This is a genomic window from Rivularia sp. PCC 7116, from assembly GCF_000316665.1.
GTDB lineage: Bacteria > Cyanobacteriota > Cyanobacteriia > Cyanobacteriales > Nostocaceae > Rivularia.
Window position 1 is genome coordinate 979,986 of sequence record NC_019678.1, and the last position, 20,636, is coordinate 1,000,621.

Here is a 20,636-nt window from a genome sequence, read left to right on the forward strand (position 1 = left end):
TTTTATCGTAACCTAATATTTATATCGCCCCTTTAAAATGAAGTTTGTAAAGGTTACGATTTATGGCTTATTCCTGGTTTAAAGCATTTCACATCGTTGGTATTGTAGTTTGGTTTGCTGGTTTGTTCTACTTAGTACGTTTGTTTATCTATCATGTAGAAGCTGAGCAAGAAGCAGAACCCGCACGCACGATATTGAAAAATCAATATCAAATCATGGAGAAACGTCTCTACAGCATTATTACCACGCCAGGAATGATTGTAACGGTCTTGATGGCGATTGGTTTGTTGTCAACTGAGCCGGAAGTTTTAAAACAGCCTTGGTTACACGTCAAGCTGGCTTTTGTGGTGTTATTGATTGGTTATCATCATTACTGCAAGCGTTTAATGAAGCAGCTAGCAGCAGGTGAATGTAAATGGGGTAGTCAGCAGTTACGCGCTTTGAATGAAGCACCTACTGTAATGCTGGTTGTAATTGTGTTGTTAGCAGTCTTCAAAAATAGTCTTCCTACCGATATTACAGCTTGGGGTATTTTCGGGTTAGTTATTGCCATGGCTGCTACTATTCAGCTTTACGCCAAAAAACGTCGTCAAGATAAAGAGAAGTTGGAAGCACAGGTTTCTCAAGGTTAAGTGTTAGGTTTTCGTTTATAAAGCGTAGGGAGACGTAGCATTGCTACGTCTCTATATTTTTTCAAGATTATCTTAAATTACTTAGTTTTGAGTTTTATAATGGCGACATGGGACAATCTAAGTGCAGAAAATGATTAAGAGATTCGACTAAATACATTAAATAATTAAATAAAAATCAGTAATTACAAGAATAAACTTAAAAACTAACTGCATAAATTTGATGAAAAGTGCGGTTCGCATACTAAGGGATAGAATTACTAAAAATAATCATCGGAATATCGAAATCTCTAGCTCAAATATTCGCAAATTATGAGACATTAAGTAATGTTAACAAGTTAAATGTTCCCGGATGGTTCGGTTGGTTCTCGCTTTTAGGTATTATCTGGATTTATATTTCTCAGTTTCGCTTGTATAAAACCATAAACCAACTTTATCGCGATGCAGGAATGAAAGAACCTTTGATAGTTTGGTGGATATTTATTCCGGGATTGAATTTGATAGTTGGTTTAAGAAAAATCCATTTTTTGAGTAATATTGGGCAAATCGACAAAATATAGTTGTTAATGATTTTTTGGCAAAAAGCATTCCTTTTCTCTCGGTAAATGCATAATTAAATTAATACCAATTCTGTATGAGGTTGCGCTTTATCGCCCTCACTCTGTAAGAGTGGGGCTATTGAAACAAAGCCCCTCCGGGTATCTCCCTCCGGGAGACGCTCCGCGTTCACGAAGTGACCCGTTAGGGTAACACTAGTTTTGGGGACCCAAACCGACACCCCCAACTAGATTCACCGTCTACACGGGCTGAATTCGGCGCATCTTTATAAAGAAATGGTATAAGGTGCGTCGCTATCTATAAACGCACCTTATTGATTTGCTATTGACTGAAATAACAATATTTATGGATAGTCAGACATTCTTTGAAAACCGAATTGCCGTACTCGCTACCATGCATAAAAAAGAGAGGGTAATTGCTCCGCTCTTGGATAAAGAATTAGGTATAAAAGTAACAGTACCGCAAAATTTCAATACTGATAAATTTGGCTCTTTTACAAGAGAAATAGAACGTTCGGGAAGTCAAATAGAAGCTGCAAGATTGAAAGCACAACAAGCACTTTTAGTGACAGGTGAAAGTTTAGCGATCGCCAGCGAAGGAAGTTTTGCTCCTCATCCTTCTTTACCTTATATTCCCTGCAATCGAGAACTTGTAATTTTGATAGATCTAAAAAATGATTTAGAAATCATTGGGGAAGAATTATCTACAGATACAAATCACAATCATTTAAAAGTTAGTAATATCCAACAAGCTTTAGAATTTGCGGACAAAGTTGGCTTTCCCCAACATGGTTTGGTTGTAATGTTAAACGACTATCCTGAAAATAACGAAGAGATAATTAAAGGAATTAATACAGAAGCAGCATTAACTGAAGCAATAAATAGTGCCTTGAAAAAATCATCAAATGGCGCAGTGCATCTCGAAACTGATATGCGAGCAATGTACAATCCTACGAGAATGAAGAATATAGGAAAAGCGACTTTAAACCTGATTGAAAAAATTAACAGCCTTTGTCCAAATTGTTCAACACCTGGTTTCGATATTGTTCAACAAATTCCGGGATTGCCGTGTGAATGGTGTAGCGCTCCCACAACTTTAACGAAGTCTGTAATTTATAAGTGTCAAAAATGTGGTTTCAGGAAAGAAAAATCATCTCCCCAAGGTAAGCAGTTTGCAGAGCCTGCTCAATGTATATACTGCAATCCTTAATTTTTATAGGTTCTAACTGCGAACTTAAGTGCTTGCGACAAATCCTGTAAATACGCAAGAAAAGCGAAAAAAAATTAGTAAAATTTATTGCTAGCAAAAATAAAAGCTCTCAACCCATTTAAGGGAAGAGAGCTTCAAGTGTGGTGTGAGGAATGTTGTTTTATGCTGTCTATAACCAATTATACTTACTAAGTGTGAAGTATATATTACCAGAGTATGAAAGTTGTATATTGATTAACTCTGACGAGATAAAAATAAATTTAGAGCATTTTTTCTAGAAATTGTTTAGCGCGATCGCACTTTGGATTGTTGAAAAAATCCTTTGGTGGAGCATCTTCAGCTAAATATCCCTTGTCGAGAAACATGATTCGGCTCGCAACTTCTCTTGCAAAACCCATTTCATGAGTAACTATAGCCAAAGTAAATCCCGTGTTTGCCAAATTTTTCATTACCTCTAATACATCTTTAACCATTTCTGGATCTAAAGCGGAGGTGGGTTCATCAAACAAAATCATTTCCGGTTCCATAGCTAAAGCCCGTGCTATAGCCACGCGCTGCTTCTGCCCTCCCGAAAGTCTTGCTGGATAAGCATCAGCTTTTTCAGCCAAGCCGACTTTTTCTAGTAATTCAATAGCTTTCATCCCAGCTTGCTTCTTATCTAAATTTTTTACCTTAATAGGTGCATAAGTAATGTTTTGTAGCACCGTCATATGGGGAAACAAATTAAAATGCTGAAACACCATTACCAAGCGCTGTCGAATTTTAGCAATGTTAGTTTTAGGATGAGTTGTTTCTTCATCATGAAAATAAACCTTTCCTGAAGTAGGGATTTCCAATAAATTGATGCATCGCAAAAAAGTAGATTTACCCGAACCAGAAGGACCTAAAATAGCAACCACTTCACCTTGATAAATCTCTGTAGAAATATCTTTGAGGACATCAAGACTTCCAAATGATTTACACAATGACTCTGTAAGGATGATGGGTTTTTTCATCTGAATTGTTAGTTAGTTAGTTGATAGTGGTTAGTAATACATATTTGACTATTGATAACTGATAACTGTATCAATCGCTTCTTCTCAATTTATTTTCCAAAGCAGAAGCAGCAAAAGATAAACCCATGACTAAAAGGTAATAAATTAATCCGGCAAACAATAACGGTTCAAAATAAATATACTTGTTTGCTCCCACAATTTGAGCGCTACGTAATATCTCAACTACACCAATTGTTGCAACTAGAGAAGAATCTTTTAATAGTCCGATAGTTTCATTTACTAATGCAGGTAAAATGTTCTTTAATGCCTGTGGCAATATTATGTCCCACATCATCATTGGATAAGCAATACCCATAGACATTGCTGCTTCAAACTGTCCTTTGTCTACAGCTTGGATTCCACCCCGAATTGTTTCTGACATATAAGCACCAGAATTTAACGTAAAAGTAAATACGCCAGCTTGAAAAGCAGAAATATCGTATCCCGTTAATTGAGGTGTGGCAAAATACACTAAAGATAGCTGTAAAAGTAATGGTGTACCTCGAAAAATAGAAGTATACGCATTAGCAAACCAGTTAAGTAATTTAATTCCAGAAATCTTGAAGAAAGATAGGGCTGTTCCCCAGAATAAACCGAGGAATACTGATGATAAAGTAAATGATAGAGTTAAGGGAATCCCTTTCAGAATAAAAGGTAAATCAGGAAGAATTCGCCGAAAATCTAAATTTAATCCGTCTTTAGTTTTAGCAGGCGGTGCAGTAATGTTTTCTGATGTAGGATTTGCAGAAAACCACTTTTTACTCAACCTTTCCAATTCACCATTATCCTTCATTTTTTGCAGCACTTCGTTAAATGGTTTAACTAGCTGCGAACCTTTAGGAAAAGCAATAGCCGAACCCGATGCGTTTTCCAGCGAAGGAATAATATTAAACTGTAAGCCTGGGTTCGATTGCACAAATCCCAAAGCCACAGTATCTTCAACAATTGCCGCATCAATTCTGCCAGCTTTTATTTCCTGAACTATCTCTGGTACTTTATTTAATTGCTTTAATCTGATATTTGGAAATTTTTGGGAAATTTGTTTAGCATTTTGTTCTTGAATTGTACCCAATTGAACGCCAACAATCTTATTAGATAAATCTTTTGGCTTAGTTATATTGCTATTTTTAGAAGCAACAATAGTATCTTTAGCTTCGTAATAAATAATCGAAAAATCCACATTAGCGCGGCGTTGTGGAGTTGGAGTCATTCCAGCCATCACAAAGTCAGCACGATTTGCTTGGAGTGCCGGAATCAAACCATTAAAATCCGATTGGGCAATATTAAGTTTAAAACCTAACTCCTTTTTAATATAGTTAGCAATATCAATATCAAAACCAACTATTTGGCGATCGCCATTTTTCGTTTGATAAAATTCATAAGGAGGATAATCGGGGGAAGTAATCATCGTCAGTGTTTCTTTACCAACAGATGAAGCATTAATCGGATAATAATCGCTAAAAACAATACTTGTTATCAGTATTACCGTAAATAACAATAATCTGCGTTTCTTCATTTTTCAGATTTGTAGATGCATCATGATTAATTAATATGGGGAAACAGGATTCCCTTTGTACGAATATTTAATCTCCCATAGCAAGTACGGTTAACCTTCAAAAGTATCAATACATACCATTAAAGAAAGTACCCGTTTGTGTACCTTGTTAATCTACGGAATCCAAGACTATTAACTTGATGTTCTATGACAGAAAAGAATTCAAGGTGATATTCATGATTCTAAGTCCCGTTCAAATCAAACAACCTACCTTAAAATTCGGTAATAGTGGGGATTCAGTTAAAAAATTGCAAGAATTCTTAATTAAAAGAGTTCCTGACGTTGAGAATATCGTAATTAATGGTGTATTTGATGAAATAACTTTACTAGCAGTAGAAATTTTTCAGTATCGTACCTTTTTAAAGCAAGATGGTATTGTTGGAGTTGTAACTTGGGAAGCACTTTACATCGGTCAACGTCCGGATTTACCATTGCTATATGTGGGTAGCTACTGTGATGATGTTGCTAAAATCCAAAGCGTTCTTAAATTTTCCCCCTTCATTCAAGAAACTTTAGGCTTCGACGGTTACTACTTTGGAAAGATTGATGGTGTATTCGGGTATCAAACCCAAGCAGCAGTAAAATCTTTTCAAAAGCACAAGCAAATTGTTGTAGATGGAGCTATTGGTTCTCAAACTTGGGATTATCTGATGGAATTTGCTGCATTAATTAGTCATTTTAGTTTATAGATATTTCTCTAATTCTGTAATGTCATATTAAAGGAATCTGGTCAATCTAAAAAAACTAGATTCCATATTTTTTATATTTTTTAGTCTATTTAATTAATATCAAAACATTTTATAATTATCTATAAACTATTATTTTATATAATTTCGGGACTTAAGATATATTCATGATAGAATCTCAACTTCCTAATTCTTGGAAAATAGCCCTTGCTGAAGAATTTGATAAACCTTACTTTAAAGAACTGCAAAAATTTATCGAAGAAGAAAGAAAATCTAAAGTCATTTATCCTCCACAAGAAGATGTATTTGCAACATTTGAACTTACACCTTTAGAAAAAGTAAATGTTTTAATACTCGGACAAGACCCCTATCATGGTGAGAATCAAGCACATGGATTATGCTTTTCGGTAAAACCTGGTGTCAAAATTCCACCTTCCTTAGTTAATATTTATAAGGAACTCAAAGATGATGTCGGGTTTGATATCCCCAATCACGGATATCTCGTAGCTTGGGCAAAGCAAGGTATTTTGATGATTAATGCTGTATTAACTGTAGAAGCACATACACCAAATTCCCATAAAAATAAAGGCTGGGAAACTTTCACCGATGCAGTTATTTGTAAAGTTAATCAAAAAGAAGAACCTGTAATTTTTGTGCTTTGGGGTGGTTATGCCAAAAAGAAGCTGAAATTAATCGATACGAATCGTCACACAGTTATTCAATCAGCACATCCCTCTCCACTATCTGCTCGTAACGGCTTTTTTGGTAGCAAACCTTTTTCAAAAATCAATTCTGCACTGCGTCAGGCAGGTAAACCAGAAATCAATTTTCAGTTACCATTAATTAGTCAGCAGCGAGCAGTTAGCAGTTAATAAAAATATACCAATCCTATATAATTTGCAAAAATTCAAGATGTTGAGAAACCCGATTTTTCCAAACAACCGGGTTTATAGATTCTCGCTATTTGTAAGATTAACGATAATTGATTAAATGGTGTGGACTTCCTTACATGCAAATATACATCGGACTATCCGTTCCCGTGGTTTATTACAGCGCAATCAAAGATTGTTAATTGCAGTTTCTGGGGGACAAGATTCTCTGTGCTTAACTCAATTATTGTTAGACTTACAGCCGAAATGGGGATGGCATCTGGCTATTGCTCATTGCGACCATTGTTGGCGGGATGACTCGCAAGCAAATGCCAATCATGTAGAACGGCTCGCAGGTGAATGGGGTATACCTTTTTACTTAGAAACTGCTTCTCAGTCGTTGATAAGTGAAGCAGCAGCAAGAAATTGGCGCTATCAAGTTTTACAGCGAATCGCCAATCAAAATAATTATCAATGCATTATTACAGGACATACTGCCACAGATAGAGCAGAAACTTTACTTTATAATTTAATGCGCGGTAGCGGTGCGGATGGTTTACAGGCTTTAACTTGGCAGCGTCGGCTTAGTGTTGATGGTGAAGTGATGCTTGTACGTCCGCTTTTAGAAGTAACTCGGACGCAAACGGGTAAATTTTGTCAAGATTTTCAACTGCAAATTTGGGAAGATTCGACAAATCAAGAATTAAAATATGCTCGCAATCGTATTCGTCAGGAATTGATGCCATATTTGCAGGAAAAATTTAATCCGAAAGTAGAGTCAAATTTAGCTCGCACAGCAGAACTTTTACAAGCAGAAGTTGAATATTTAGAACAAGCTGCTGAAGAATTACGAAAAAATGCTGAGATTATAGATGAGCAGGGAGATTCCGAGACGCTATTACGTTTGAATCGTCAAATATTGCGGAAAGCTCCACTGGCTTTGCAGCGTCGAACTATACGTCAAGTTTTACTGAAAATAATCTTAAATGCTCCAAGTTTTGAGCATATAGAGAAATTGGTGGGTTTGATTGGGGCAGCGAATCGCTCGCAAACTGACCCATTTCCTGGGGGTGCTGTAGCTGTAGTAGAAGGTGAATTTATTCTATTGAAAAAAAAGATGAAGGATAAAGGATAAAACCATAGTTCATCCTTGATACTCCATCTTTTTACTGAGAGATCAAATTTTCGATAGAAGAACGCATATCTGTAATTGCTTGGAGTTGATAATCTCCAGTTTCCTGTATTTGCGTTAAAGCATCATTGATAGCTTGCAATTTATGTCGCAAACTTTCTAAAGAATCCTGTATTGGCTCAAGCGCTTCTGCGTAAAGATTAACTTTAGCCCAGAGTTGAGCATTTGTGGTTTGCAATGCGGAAAAATTTTCCTCCATTGCTTGTAATGCCTCACGTTTAGTATCCCGTTCTTGAGTTTGAACTGTAATTGCTTCCTGTGTTTGCTCAATACTATTGCGTATTTGCTCTGCTTGGGCTTCTAGTTTCTCTAGTTGTTCGGAATACTTCTGTTTCTGAGCTTCGATTTGCTTGACTATCGGACTTAAATCAACTTGGCTTTGCGCGTTTGCTTGTTGTTGCCGCTTAGACAGAACATTTTGATGCTTTTCTAGGGATTCTTGACGTTCTACCAAGCTACGACGCTGACCAACTAAAGTTTCGTTGAGCATCTCGTAGCTGTCTTTTTCGTCTGTCAGTTCCTCTTCAAATGGGGTACGTTCTTCTTCAGAAGCTGAACTTATCTTTTCTTGCAGTTCGTCTATAGTTCGCTGTTTATAATTGAGTTCCTGTTCTTGTTCTTCAACAAAACTAGAATCAATTTTTAATTTTTCCTGCAAATCTTCAACTGTTTGCTGAAGTTCTTCTGTAGATAAAGATTTTAAATCTTCCTCATCAAAATCCAGAACAAAAGCTTCTTCGCCAGCACTGGGACTTTTAGAAAAAGAATTAACATGCTCTGTTAACTCTTGCCTTTCCTGCAATTGCTCTTGCAGCATCTGCATTGCTTCTTGTTTGCTCTCCAGAGAGGCAGTACTTAGTTTCAACTCTGCTGTCTGTTGGCAAAGAGAATCTTCAGCTAGCTGCAAAGAAGAATTAGCTTCGTGGAGTTCCTGTGACAAGCGCTCGATTTCTGCTTGTTGCTCGTTAGCTTCAGTTTTTTGGTTTTCAAGTAGTTCAAAATGAGGATTAAGGATGGCTTGCTGTTTCTCTACCATCTCGAATGCATTATCGAGATGTTCGCGAACGCTTTGCGTAGGAGCAATATTATCAGAGAGCTTTTCTAATAAATCGCCGATCGCCTTTGCTTGTTCCTCATCTAAAACCGCTCCCTGACTGACTTCTGCCTGAAATTCTTCTAAGCGACGCTGTTCGCCACGTAAATGCTCCCAAGCACCTTCAAGTTCTTCACGGTTGCGCTCGATTTCTTCTTGTAAGCTTTGAATTTCCTGACGGGAATTTTCAACTTCCTGAAGCTTGGCATCTATTTGTTGGGCTTCTTCTTGGATTTGTCGGGCTTCTTCTTCCCGCGCTTCCAAATCCATTTCTCGGCGGCTTATTTCCTGTCCTTGAAATGTCAGTGACTCTTTCCACTGGTCTATTTCTTCTTCTTTTAATTTGAACTTTTCCAATTGACGGGAAAAATTCTGCAAGATATTTACTAGAGGACGACCAGCTTCTTGGATTCTCTGTACTTGACGATTTGCATTCAGTTCAGCTAATACAAGTGCGCCATCATTTAATTTACTCGCTTCATCAGCAGTAATTACTTCCTCACTTACCGTATTCCAACTTTGGTCATTGCGTTGACAAGCCAGCAGTTTTAATTCGGTTTTGGCTCCACTACCAAGCAAGCCACCCTTTTGTTTTTGTACTTCAGCTAAATACAGCACACCGTAAATCCCTATTGATGTACTTGAATAAGTTTTAATTTATACGATAGATGTAGGCGTGAATTTGCCTTATTTCACTTAAAATTAGCCTTTAAAAGCTAAGTGAAAATTTGATATGCGTACAGAATAATCGCATAATGATTTTTTATAATCTATCTCCATCGCGTCTTTACATTTTGTACTTATGAAGCTGGGGATGGCTACCGTATTATTACTAACACTTATTGAGACTAAAGCTGAGAATTGGGGCAATTTGTACAAATAGTTCTGCATTAGTATAAAAATTCTCCTTTGAATACGAATGCAAAAAGTAAAAACTTGTTTATGCGATCAAAAAGTTTGTTGGGGATTACAAATAAAAAAATCAATAAATTAGCCAAACTCTTACCCTGACTGCATTTATAGTTTTTGAAAAATTAATAATTTATTTATAAGTGTTAACTGTTGCAAAACTTGGGCACAATGAACAAAGAATGTAAACTGGATAACAAGGAGTGCCTAATTGCTAAATGCAGGGAAATTTAAGTGAGATTGATATACGCAGCATTCTGCAATTGATTGAGTTGGGACAGCGAACGGGTTTACTGTTTGTTGAGACTTATGGTTTGCCGGGAAATGACTCTGTCCCTCGCTATACTAAGGAATCATCAAACCGGACTTGGTTTGTCTTTTTTATAAATGGTCAAATAGTATACTCTCAAGAAGCTAATAACAGTGTATTTCGTCTTCGTGATTACTTGCGGTATTACCGAATTAATTTACAGGGGCACGAAACACCGGCAACAACAGATTCCGATAAATTGTCCTCTGCACCAGAGTATGGCTATTTATGGAGACTTTTAGAGCAAGACATCATAAATGCTGCTCAGGCTCGTAGTATCATCCACGGTTTGGTGCATGAAACTCTTTTCGATTTATTGAGTTTACGCGAAGGCAATTTCATTTTTGAGTTGGACAAACCGTTAACTCCGCAGCTGACGACTTTAGAAATTGCTCCTTTGGTAAGCAAAGTTTTTAAGCAGGTGCAAGAGTGGAAACTGCTATATCCCTATATTCAGTCTCCAGATCAATGCCCAATATTGACTGATATCGATCGTCTGCGTTCATCCTTGGCTTCTTCCACTGTCGAAAAATTACAGCATTGGGCGGATGGAAAAACTTCCTTGCGTCAGCTTGCTCGTTTTCTTAATCGAGATGTTTTGACTTTAGCGAAAGCCATATATCCTTACGTACAACAGGGTTTGATACATATAGCATCAGCAGAAAACAAGTCCGAGTCAACCCACAACCATTCGATAACACCCAATTCTGACAACGATCGGTCAATAAAAGCCATAGTGTGTATTGATGATGCTACTGCTATTTGCGAGACGGTGCAGTCTATTTTGCAACCGCAAGGCTATAATGCAATCGCCTTTACTAATCCTTTGGAGGCACTCAACCGAGTTTTTCAACTCCAACCGCATTTAATTTTATGCGATATTATGATGCCCGATTTGGATGGTTACCAACTTTGTGCTATGTTGCGTCATTCCAGTGCATTCCGGCTCGTGCCGATTATTATGCTCAGCGCTAAAACTAGTTATATCGATAGAGCAAAGGCAAATATGGTTGGGGCTACTGATTATTTAACAAAGCCTTTTGAGTCAACTGAATTGCTGCTGTTAATCAGAAAATATCTCAATAATTACGAGGGGCGATCGCCAATTTCAAGAATGCGGTACTTGTTGATTTAAGCAAATATAGGGTAAAAATTATTATCACTTCCTTTGGATTAAAGCTAATTATCAAATACTGAGTAAATCTGTGAATAAATAGTTTTTTTTATACAAAATGATTAGGGGAGATTAGGGAATGTTCCTTGCAGGGGACATCTACATCGGGAGGTAATGAGATATTTATGAGTACAGTTCTGATTGTGGAAGATAGTATCGCACAAAGGGAGATGATTACAGACCTTTTGAAAGCAAGTGGCTTGTCTGTCACTCACGCTTCAGATGGACTGGAGGCACTACAGACAATTCAAAGTATTTGTCCCGATTTAGTGGTCTTGGATATCGTTATGCCCCGGATGAATGGTTACGAAGTTTGTCGTCGGCTCAAGTCCGATCCGAAAACCCAAAATGTACCGGTAGTCATGTGCTCTTCTAAGGGTGAAGAATTTGACCGCTACTGGGGAATGAAGCAAGGGGCGGATGCTTATATCGCCAAACCGTTTCAGCCGACGGAATTAGTCGGAACAGTCAAACAACTGCTGCGAGGATAAGGATGATTGCAATATGGACAGCAAACCCGACTTTTTAGGAGGTGGCGGACAAGATGAGTTCCGTCCTGAATTGCAAGTTGAAAGTAAGGACGGTGAGTTACATCTAAGGTTTTTCATTCCTTCGCATCAGGAGTTTGCACTACCGGCGACTGGTATTAAGGAGGTAATTGAATTAAGTCCCGATAGAATTACCCCAATTCCGAATGCTTCTCCCTTACTTTTGGGTACTCTAAATTTACGTGGAAGAGTAATCTGGGTAGCTGATTTAGGACAATTCCTGGGAGAAACTACTCCATTAAATACGGATAGAGCAGAAATTTCTGTAATTGCAATCGAAGAACAAGACACAATAGTGGGCTTGGCAGTTGAAGAAATCGGGGGTATGGATTGGCTTGATGTTCAGCATCTAAGTGCGCCTACCAACGTGCCGGATACTATGGCTCCTTTTTTGAGGGGAGAGTGGTTGAAAGATGCCGAAGTAGAACGGTGTTTGCGACTGCTTGACCAGATGGCAATTTTACGGAGTGCCCGGTGGGCTGGATAACCGCAAGGAGGCAACAAATGGCACCAAGTATAGATTACGAGCAGATGTATAAGCAGGCTTATAATGCCTACGTCAATCAAAATTACACTGAAGCTGCTACCCTTATTGACCAAGTAGTACAGCATTTAACTAAAGACCCGAATGCTCTTTTATTAAAGGGTCATGTATATTATGTTTTACAAAAATATAATATAGCTAAAGAAGCATATAATACAGTCTTAAATTTAACTACTGACCAAGAACTTCTTGATTTTGCTCGTAATGGTTTAGAAAATATTAGTCATTACCAAGCCGAATTAGATGCTCAAAGTTTTGAAGTTGACAATGGAAGCGAGGACATAGATTTACCGGATTCTTCATCCGAAGAAATACAGCCTGCTGAAAATTTGTTTGATGAAAGTGCTAGCAGCAGTAATTCGGATAGCAATAATTTCACTTTTTCTTCTGAAAACGCTTCGGAAGATGAAGGTAAAGAAGTTACAGATTTACTTAACGAAGCAAAGAGTCCTTTTGATATAGGTGCCGACAGTCAAATATTTGATGCGATACCAAATTTTGAAGAGGAGAATCTGAGTGAGGATAATCCTTTTGCTCAGAGCGAACTAAAACCAGCAGATACAGATGTTCATCAAAACGGGGAAGGAGTTTCTAAACCCGAGCTTGAACTACCTTCTTTTTGGCAAGAAGATATTTCAGCAAGTAATTCAAAGGATTCCGCTGCCGCAGGTGATGATTCATCTTCGTCTGGTGAAGAATATTCTCCTTTTTCAAAATTAGAAGTTGACGACAACTCGAATCAAAACCAATTTGCACCTTCAGCTGATTTACCACCTACGAGCAGCCTGCAAGAAGAAGATTTATTTTTCGAGGATAATCCAGGTGAGGATAGTGAAAGCTTTAGTTTACCGAGCAATTTTTTTAGTGAAGACTTTTCGGTAGATGACACCCAAGCAAAAACTTTTTCATCTTCGGCTCGGGGTTTAGATCGTGTCTCGGATAGTTTTTCTGAAATGTCTTCTGTTGAAGAAGATTTTTCTCGCGAGCAATCTTCAGAATTGTTAGAATCGTCGCAATTATCTGAAGAATCTACGGCATCTGAGCAAAATAAACCAGGCGATGATAGTTTCGACTTAGATGCATTTGAAGAAGTTTTTGGTGCTGAAGATTTCGTTACTAATAATGAAGACACCAAGAGTATTGCTAAAGCTGTTAATACCAACAGTAGTACTAACAGCAGTAATATCGAGTATTTAGACGATTTTGACGAATTTGATGACTTAGGAAATATTTCGGGATTCGATTTATCCAATGGAAATCCAGCATTTTCCGATGTAATACCTGATTCTGGTTCGCTACGAACTAATGGAGCTTTGAGCGGTGAGAACATGGAAAGTTCTTTGCCCAGTGAAATTAGTAACAGTATTTCCAACGATGAATTGGGAGACAGTATAGATGATGATGCTCCCGTAGGCGAAAGGGATGCAGAACTGTTTAGTATCACAAATTCCCAAGAAGCGGTTCCAGTCTTTACTCAGAATGATGACAATAAAGTTGAAGCGCAAGTAAATGTGGAGCAGGGAGTTTTTGCTGCTTTAGAAAATGCTCCTTTGAAAACCAAACAATGGTTAACTGCTGGAATTGTAGGTGTTGTTTCTTCTGTCGTAGTAGCTACAGTCAGTTTTGGAGCAACAAGTATATCTCCAGCAAATCAGCGGGAATCCATACGTAATACTGGTTGGATAATGGCATTTGCGGCTGGAATTGCCGGTTTTGTAACTACGGGAGCGATGGGGCACCTGACTCTCAAACAAGTTCGTCGCACGACAAAGGATTTAGAAACGCAATTCAACTCTGTACGTAAAGGTAATTTGAACGCTCAAGCTACAGTTTACTCTGAAGATGAATTCGGACAATTAGCGGCTGGCTTTAATGAAATGGCGCGGGTAATTTTTACCACAACTCATGAAGCTACACGTAAGGCTCAAGAACAGGAAGAAGCCAAAGAGAATTTACAGCGTCAGGTAATTCGCTTGCTTGATGATGTGGAAGGAGCAGCCCGAGGCGATTTAACGGTGCAGGCTGAGGTGACGGCTGACGTATTAGGAGCGGTTGCTGATGCTTTCAACTTAACAATTCAAAACCTGCGGGATATTGTCCAACAGGTAAAGGTAGCAGCAAGAGAAGTTACTAAGGGAGCGACAAATTCCGAAACTTTTGCTAGAGCCTTATCTAGCGACGCTTTGCGACAAGCGGAAGAATTAGCGGTGACGCTTAATTCCGTGCAGGTAATGACTGATTCGATTCAAAGGGTAGCTGAAGCTGCAAGGGAAGCTGAAGCAGTAGCCCGCGATGCCAGCGAAATCGCTCTTAAAGGTGGTGAAGCGGTGGAAAATACTGTGGCAGGTATTTTGGAAATTAGAGAAACTGTTGCTGAAACAACTCGAAAAGTGAAGCGGTTGGCAGAATCTTCCCAGGAAATTTCTAAAATCGTTGCTTTGATTTCTCAAATTGCTTCTAGAACAAACTTGTTAGCCCTTAACGCTAGTATTGAGGCTGCTCGCGCCGGAGAATCTGGACGAGGATTTGCCATTGTTGCCGATGAGGTACGTCAGCTTGCTGATAAATCTGCTAAATCTTTGAAAGAAATCGAACAAATTGTCATGCAAATTCAGAGCGAAACAGGCTCTGTAATGACTGCAATGGAAGAAGGTACGCAGCAGGTTATTAAAGGTACAAAGTTAGCTGAAGAAGCAAAGCGTTCTTTGGAAAACATTATTCAAGTTGCGAATCGTATTGACATACTTGTGCGTTCTATCACTACAGATACTGTGGAACAAACGGAAACGTCTCGTGCTGTTGCTCATGTAATGCAGTCGGTAGAATTAACCGCACAGGAAACTTCTCAAGAAGCACAGCGAGTATCTGGAGCTTTACAGCACTTAGTGGGTGTATCCCGCGACTTGATTTCCTCAGTGGAACGTTTCCGAGTGGAAACAGCTGAATCAAGATAAAAAGTTGGCAGTGTTAGCAAAGCGTGTCCGTCAGGACATGGAGTGATGAGTGAGAAATAAATATTACAACTCATAACTCGTAACTCGTAACTTGTAATTCATAACTCATAACTCACAACTTATAAAGACGGACGATTATGCTACCGGAACAACAACAGCGCATTTTAGGATACTTTATTGAAGAAGCAACAGACCACCTGAATACTATCGAACAGGGGTTGTTAAATCTCCAAAGTACTCTTAATGACCCGGATTTAATCAACGAGGTTTTCCGGGCTGCTCACTCTATTAAGGGAGGAGCGGCAATGCTTGGTTTGAGTAGCATTCAGCGTACCTCTCACCGTCTCGAAGACTGCTTTAAAGTTCTTAAAGATAATCCAGTCAAGATTGACCAAAAGCTGGAATCTTTATTTCTAGGCGTTTCCGATACTCTCAAAGCGCTGCTGGAACATTTAAGCGGACCTTTCGGTTTGACGGAAGAAACTGCTAATACTTTAATGGCTGAAGCGGAACCGGTTTTTGGTTGGCTGAACGAACATTTGGACAAGCTTGTTCAAAAATCTCCTGGCGAAAGTGCTGCGAAAGAAAATGGTGAAAAAGTCGCGCAAATTCCATTGAAGAGTGCGGCATCTTCTGGAGATAAAAATAATAGTCAACTGCAAGCAGAAGTATTGAATAAACTGCGGCAGATATTGCAATTATTTAAACAGCCAGCGACACTTGAAAATCGGCAAAGTCTACAGGAATGTACTGATTACTTAGCCGAATTGGGTGACAATCGGAATTTCAGCAGCTGGAGTAATTTATGTCGTTCGGCAACTAGTGCTATTGGATATGAACAAAATACCTATTTGACTTTAGCAAAAGTTGTTATTACTGAAATTAAGCAAGCGTTGGAGTTGGTTTTAAAAAATAGAGAAAGTGAAATTGTTATCAGCGAACAATTAGAAGCTTTATTACCTGCGCCAGAAATAGAGTTGTTGGAAATAGAGAATTTGGAAGATAGCGAATCTGCCGCCACAGAATTGCTTATTGAGTCAGAAGCTAACAATTATCATGAAGCTGCCGCTGCTGAAGCTTTGTTTTTAACTGATATAGATGACGATATTCATAATGAAACTCCCAACGTTGAAGCAGAAAATAACATTGCAGCTTTATTTGAAGTATCCGACCAAATTGATGAGAATGTAGACCGCGATGCAGCAACGGTAATTCACGATTTAGATATTCACGGGCCAGAAGTTGGAATTGCTGAGTTAAATACTCTTGCTGATTTATTTGAAGGTGAATCTCCGGAACTGGATGAAAATTGGCAACAAGAGGAAATTCTAGATTTAAAAGCGGATAAGGCACCAAAAAAAGATGTAGAAGCTAATATTGAAATATCTCAAGATACCGATAGCGATTTTCAAGATTTTCTTCTTGTCGAAGAGGGTAATAGTAAAGATAACCAAACAAATGTCAAAGAAGAAATGACAATCATGCAGTTGTTTGGTGAAGATTTTCTGGAAGAAGATTTAGAAAATTTAAAAGATACTGCAAGCCACAAGATTAATGATTCGCAACCAGCTAAAGATGAACAAGAAATAAACGATTTACTCGAACTAAATTTAGATGATGATAATAAAAATTTAGATGAAGCCCGGTTAGATGCGCTTTTAGATGAAACTGCTTCGACTAACGAGGAATCTAATTATTATAATGCTGGCTTTGAAGATTTAAATCAAACTGGTAATTTTGAACTTTTGTTTGCTGACGATAAAGTCGAACACGATGCAGAGCAGCAAGAAAAGTTAGATTTACCTAGCTTTGACGAAGTTGGCTTAGATACATTGTTTGGAGAATTAGATAGCGTCGAATCTGATGATAGTTTCGGCGATTTATTTGATGATTCTTTAGACGTAGCAGTACAAGATTCAGGAAACATCTGGGAAAAAACGCAATTTGTACCTCATGAGGATGTAGCAAAAGCATTAGAGGAAAATTTAATTGAAGCTACTGCATCAGAAGATATCTTTGCTAATGATGAATCGTCTGAAAATCAAGCTACAAATAATCAACAAGAAAGTACGGATACTAATTTTGATTCAATCTTTTCTGGGGATGTTGCAGATGATTTATTAGAATCAGCACTAAGTGGAAACGAAAGCATTTTTGACGATACGAATGAGGATAGGGATGATCGAGGTCATTCTCAGCAATCATCTGTAGAAGAAGATTTATTTGCTATTTCGGATGAAGCTGATGATGCACCAGAATCAAATAATCAAGATTCGCCGCAGCAGTTATCTGTAGAAGAAGATTTATTTGCTATTTCGGATGAAGTTGATGATGCGCCAGAATCAAATAATCAAGATTCGCCGCAGCAGTTATCTGTAGAAGAAGATTTATTTGCTATTTCGGATGAAGTTGATGATGCACCAGAATCAAATAATCAAGATTCGCCGCAGCAGTTATCTGTAGAAGAAGATTTATTTGCTATTTCGGATGAAGTTGATAATGCACAAGAATCAAATAATCAAGATTCACAGCAGCAATCATCTGTAGAAGAAGACTTATTTGCTATTTCTGATGAAGCTGATAACTTACCCGAATTAACTACAGATGAATCACAGATTGAAAGTCTAGATAATTCTATTTTACAAGAAGCTTCAGATATTGATTCTATCGATTATTCTCAACCTCCCCAATCTTTAGATTCAGAAGTTATAGAAGAAAGTCGCGAAGACAATATTGAATTATCAGAAAACTTAGAAAATATAACAGCTAATACCCAAGCGCAATTAATTGATGATTTATTTGCTCAAGATATTCCTTTAGATGAGGAAATTAATTTACAAGCAACATCAAAAGAAGAAGAAATTACATTTTTACCTTTTGTTGCACAACCACAAAAACAAGTAGCTGATGAAAATATCGCAGTTCCCGAAAACGAATTACAGCAACAACCCGAAGAAATACTAGATGAATTTTCTCAACTAGAATCTTTGCTTGGCGAAGAACAAGTCATAACAGAAGTTGATGATGAATTTGCCGCACTAGAAGATTTGCTTGTTCTCGATAACCCCCAAGAAGAAGCAAGCGATACACCAGCCCCAGTAAATATTGAGACCGAGCCAAGTATAGGTGATGAATTTGGCGATTTAGAAAAATTACTAGAGCAAGCAAATACATCTGTACCTCGTAAAAATACTGCTAAAGTAAATTCTCCCAAGACTACTCGCAGCGCTAAAGGCGAGCAGTTGATGAGAGTTCCGGTAAAACATTTAGATAACTTGAGTAACTTAGTTGGGGAATTAGTTGTAAATCGTAACACCTTAGAACAAGACCAGGAACGGATGCGACAATCCCTCGATAACCTGCTTCATCAAATACAAAACCTTTCTGATGTAGGTGCGAGGATGCAGGAACTTTACGAGCGTTCGTTGTTAGAAGCTTCTTTATTAGCCAGCCGTAAAGATAACGGATTCGGAAATTCCAGCTTTAACTCCAATTCCGGTTCCGAAATGGGGTTCAGCGAATTAGAAATGGATAGGTTTACCCCTTTTCATACCCTATCCCAAGAAATGATTGAATTAATTGTACGGGTAAGAGAATCAGCAAGCGATATTGACTTTGTTGTTGAAGAAAACGAACGAGTTGCCCGTCAATTTCGTCAGGTTACTTCACAACTGCAAGAAGGCATAACCCGATCGCGGATGGAAGCGTTTTCCCAGGTAACAACTCGTTTGGAACGAGGAGTGCGGGATAATTCGATTAAGTGCGGCAAGCAAGTGCAATTGTTTATCGAAGGGCAAGATACTTTAATCGATAAAATGATTCTTCAGCATTTAACTGACCCTTTGAATCATATACTTAATAATGCGATCGCTCACGGTATTGAAACTCCCGAAGAAAGAGAAGCAAGAAGTAAACCCGCTCAAGGAACAATTAAAATTCGTGCTTTCCACCAAGGTAATCAAACCGTTATTTCTGTAAGCGATGACGGCGCTGGTATCGACGCTGAAAAAGTAAAGAAGAAGGCAGTCAAGGTTGGTTTAATTACACCGGAGCAAGCACGGGCTATGTCGCGAATAGAAGTCTACGAGCTACTATTCCATTCCGGTTTCAGTACCAAAGATCAAGCAGATCAACTTGCAGGAAGAGGTGTCGGAATGGACGTAGTTCGCACCTCTATCAGCGAAATCCGAGGAACTATTAATACGGATTCTAGCTTGGGTAAGGGAACTACCTTTACTATCCGCTTACCGCTTACCTTGAGTATTTGTAAAGCTTTATGTTGCGTTTCGGACAAAGCCAGAATTGCCTTTTCGATGGATGGCGTAGAAGATACCTTAGATATGCCAGTCAAAGAGATTAAGGAAGATAAAGACGGTAAAAAGTATATATTTTGGCGGGATACAAAACTACCTTTCCGTCCTTTGTCTGAGTTATTAACCTTTAACCGTTTGCTCAGTCGCGGTAACGTTTATGGCGGCAACAGAGATGATGACATGGTTTCCGTGATTATAGTGCGTTCTGCAAATACTATGATTGCGCTGCAAATTGACCAAGTACTAAGCGAACAAGAAATCGTAATTAAACAATTTGAAGGTCCCGCACCTAAGCCCATCGGTGTAGCTGGTGCTACCGTCCTTGGTGATGGTCGAATTATGCCCATTGTTGACGTATTGGAATTAATCGACATCTTTGAAGGACGTACATCCAGGCAAAGCAGCGTCAGCCTGTGGGACCAAAAAGATACTCTTGTACCATCAGAGCCTGCTGAAGCGAAAATTGACCCCACAGTATTAATTGTAGATGACTCAATTACAGTCCGTGAATTACTTTCCCTTACCTTTAGTAAAGCAGGTTATCGTGTCGAACAAGCCCGCGACGGGCAGGAAGCCTGGGACAAATTGCGTTCCGGTTTACCTTGCGATATCGTCTTCTGTGACATCGAAATGCCCCGTTGTGATGGTTTAGAATTATTATCGCGCATTCAGAAAAATCCCGATCTAAACGATTTACCCATAGCGATGCTTACTTCCCGTGGTGCGGACAAACACAGACAAATGGCAATTCAACTAGGTGCAAGCGGATACTTTACTAAGCCATATTTAGAGGAAGCTTTACTTGAAGCCGCAGTCAGAATGCTTAAAGGTGAAAAATTAGTTGCCAGTGCTTAGAAGCAACTCATAGGGTTCGCGGGGAAAGGAGTAAAATGCTTTCTAACAGCCTTAGTCGGAATTCCTGAGCGAAGGCTCTGCCTTCAGCAAATGTACTACAAGGTTACTTCACCACATTAATTTTGAGGAGTGATTAATGGTTAGATAGTTGAGCTTGTGCCCTCGGACTAAATATATTCTGTGCGCTTAAGCGCAACTACAAAC

13 protein-coding genes are annotated in these 20,636 nt (G+C 38.6%); 10 read left to right on the plus strand and 3 right to left on the minus strand.

Annotated elements, in window-relative coordinates; translation table 11 throughout:
- The first annotated feature begins 62 nt into the window (after nucleotides 1-62).
- Both hemJ and RIV7116_RS03735 read left to right on the plus strand, forming a co-directional pair.
- Nucleotides 63-632, plus strand: a complete 570-nt coding sequence (hemJ, locus tag RIV7116_RS03725) for a protoporphyrinogen oxidase HemJ (protein ID WP_015116932.1) — start codon at nucleotides 63-65, stop codon at nucleotides 630-632.
- Between the two features lie 900 nt (nucleotides 633-1,532).
- Nucleotides 1,533-2,396: a DUF6671 family protein gene (locus RIV7116_RS03735; protein ID WP_015116933.1), complete on the plus strand. Its 864-nt coding sequence runs from the start codon at nucleotides 1,533-1,535 to the stop codon at nucleotides 2,394-2,396.
- A 260-nt stretch (nucleotides 2,397-2,656) separates the two neighbouring features.
- Here the strand turns inward: RIV7116_RS03735 and RIV7116_RS03740 are convergent, their stop codons facing one another.
- The gene (locus tag RIV7116_RS03740; RefSeq protein WP_015116934.1) at nucleotides 2,657-3,391 is read right to left on the minus strand and encodes an amino acid ABC transporter ATP-binding protein; all 735 of its coding nucleotides are present in this window, start codon (nucleotides 3,389-3,391) and stop codon (nucleotides 2,657-2,659) included.
- 70 nt (nucleotides 3,392-3,461) lie between these two features.
- On the minus strand, nucleotides 3,462-4,946 hold the full coding sequence (locus tag RIV7116_RS03745; protein WP_015116935.1) for an ABC transporter substrate-binding protein/permease: 1,485 nt from the start codon (nucleotides 4,944-4,946) through the stop codon (nucleotides 3,462-3,464).
- A gap of 215 nt (nucleotides 4,947-5,161) precedes the next feature.
- On the opposite strand from RIV7116_RS03745, the gene RIV7116_RS03750 reads away from it, so the two are divergent.
- From RIV7116_RS03750 to tilS, 3 genes are all read left to right on the plus strand, one after another.
- On the plus strand, nucleotides 5,162-5,674 hold the full coding sequence (locus RIV7116_RS03750; protein ID WP_015116936.1) for a peptidoglycan-binding protein: 513 nt from the start codon (nucleotides 5,162-5,164) through the stop codon (nucleotides 5,672-5,674).
- A gap of 164 nt (nucleotides 5,675-5,838) precedes the next feature.
- Complete coding sequence (gene ung / locus RIV7116_RS03755; protein ID WP_015116937.1) at nucleotides 5,839-6,543, plus strand: uracil-DNA glycosylase; 705 nt, start codon at nucleotides 5,839-5,841, stop codon at nucleotides 6,541-6,543.
- Nucleotides 6,544-6,661: 118 nt separating this feature from the next.
- Nucleotides 6,662-7,675: a tRNA lysidine(34) synthetase TilS gene (gene tilS, locus RIV7116_RS03760; RefSeq protein ID WP_015116938.1), complete on the plus strand. Its 1,014-nt coding sequence runs from the start codon at nucleotides 6,662-6,664 to the stop codon at nucleotides 7,673-7,675.
- A gap of 31 nt (nucleotides 7,676-7,706) precedes the next feature.
- On the opposite strand, the gene hmpF is transcribed toward tilS, so the two are convergent.
- The gene (gene hmpF / locus RIV7116_RS03765; RefSeq protein ID WP_015116939.1) at nucleotides 7,707-9,443 is read right to left on the minus strand and encodes a pilus motility taxis protein HmpF; all 1,737 of its coding nucleotides are present in this window, start codon (nucleotides 9,441-9,443) and stop codon (nucleotides 7,707-7,709) included.
- A gap of 509 nt (nucleotides 9,444-9,952) precedes the next feature.
- On the opposite strand from hmpF, the gene RIV7116_RS03770 reads away from it, so the two are divergent.
- The 5 genes from RIV7116_RS03770 (at nucleotide 9,953) to RIV7116_RS03790 (ending at nucleotide 20,432) form a co-directional block, all read left to right on the plus strand.
- Entirely contained in the window at nucleotides 9,953-11,179 is a 1,227-nt protein-coding gene (locus tag RIV7116_RS03770) for a response regulator (protein WP_015116940.1), read from the plus strand.
- A 164-nt stretch (nucleotides 11,180-11,343) separates the two neighbouring features.
- Nucleotides 11,344-11,709 (plus strand): response regulator transcription factor, encoded by a 366-nt coding sequence (locus tag RIV7116_RS03775; protein WP_015116941.1) that lies wholly within the window; start codon nucleotides 11,344-11,346, stop codon nucleotides 11,707-11,709.
- 13 nt (nucleotides 11,710-11,722) lie between these two features.
- Nucleotides 11,723-12,253 (plus strand): chemotaxis protein CheW, encoded by a 531-nt coding sequence (locus RIV7116_RS03780; protein WP_015116942.1) that lies wholly within the window; start codon nucleotides 11,723-11,725, stop codon nucleotides 12,251-12,253.
- A 17-nt stretch (nucleotides 12,254-12,270) separates the two neighbouring features.
- On the plus strand, nucleotides 12,271-15,264 hold the full coding sequence (locus RIV7116_RS03785) for a methyl-accepting chemotaxis protein (protein WP_015116943.1): 2,994 nt from the start codon (nucleotides 12,271-12,273) through the stop codon (nucleotides 15,262-15,264).
- A 137-nt stretch (nucleotides 15,265-15,401) separates the two neighbouring features.
- Nucleotides 15,402-20,432 (plus strand): response regulator, encoded by a 5,031-nt coding sequence (locus tag RIV7116_RS03790; RefSeq protein ID WP_015116944.1) that lies wholly within the window; start codon nucleotides 15,402-15,404, stop codon nucleotides 20,430-20,432.
- Nucleotides 20,433-20,636 lie beyond the last annotated feature (204 nt).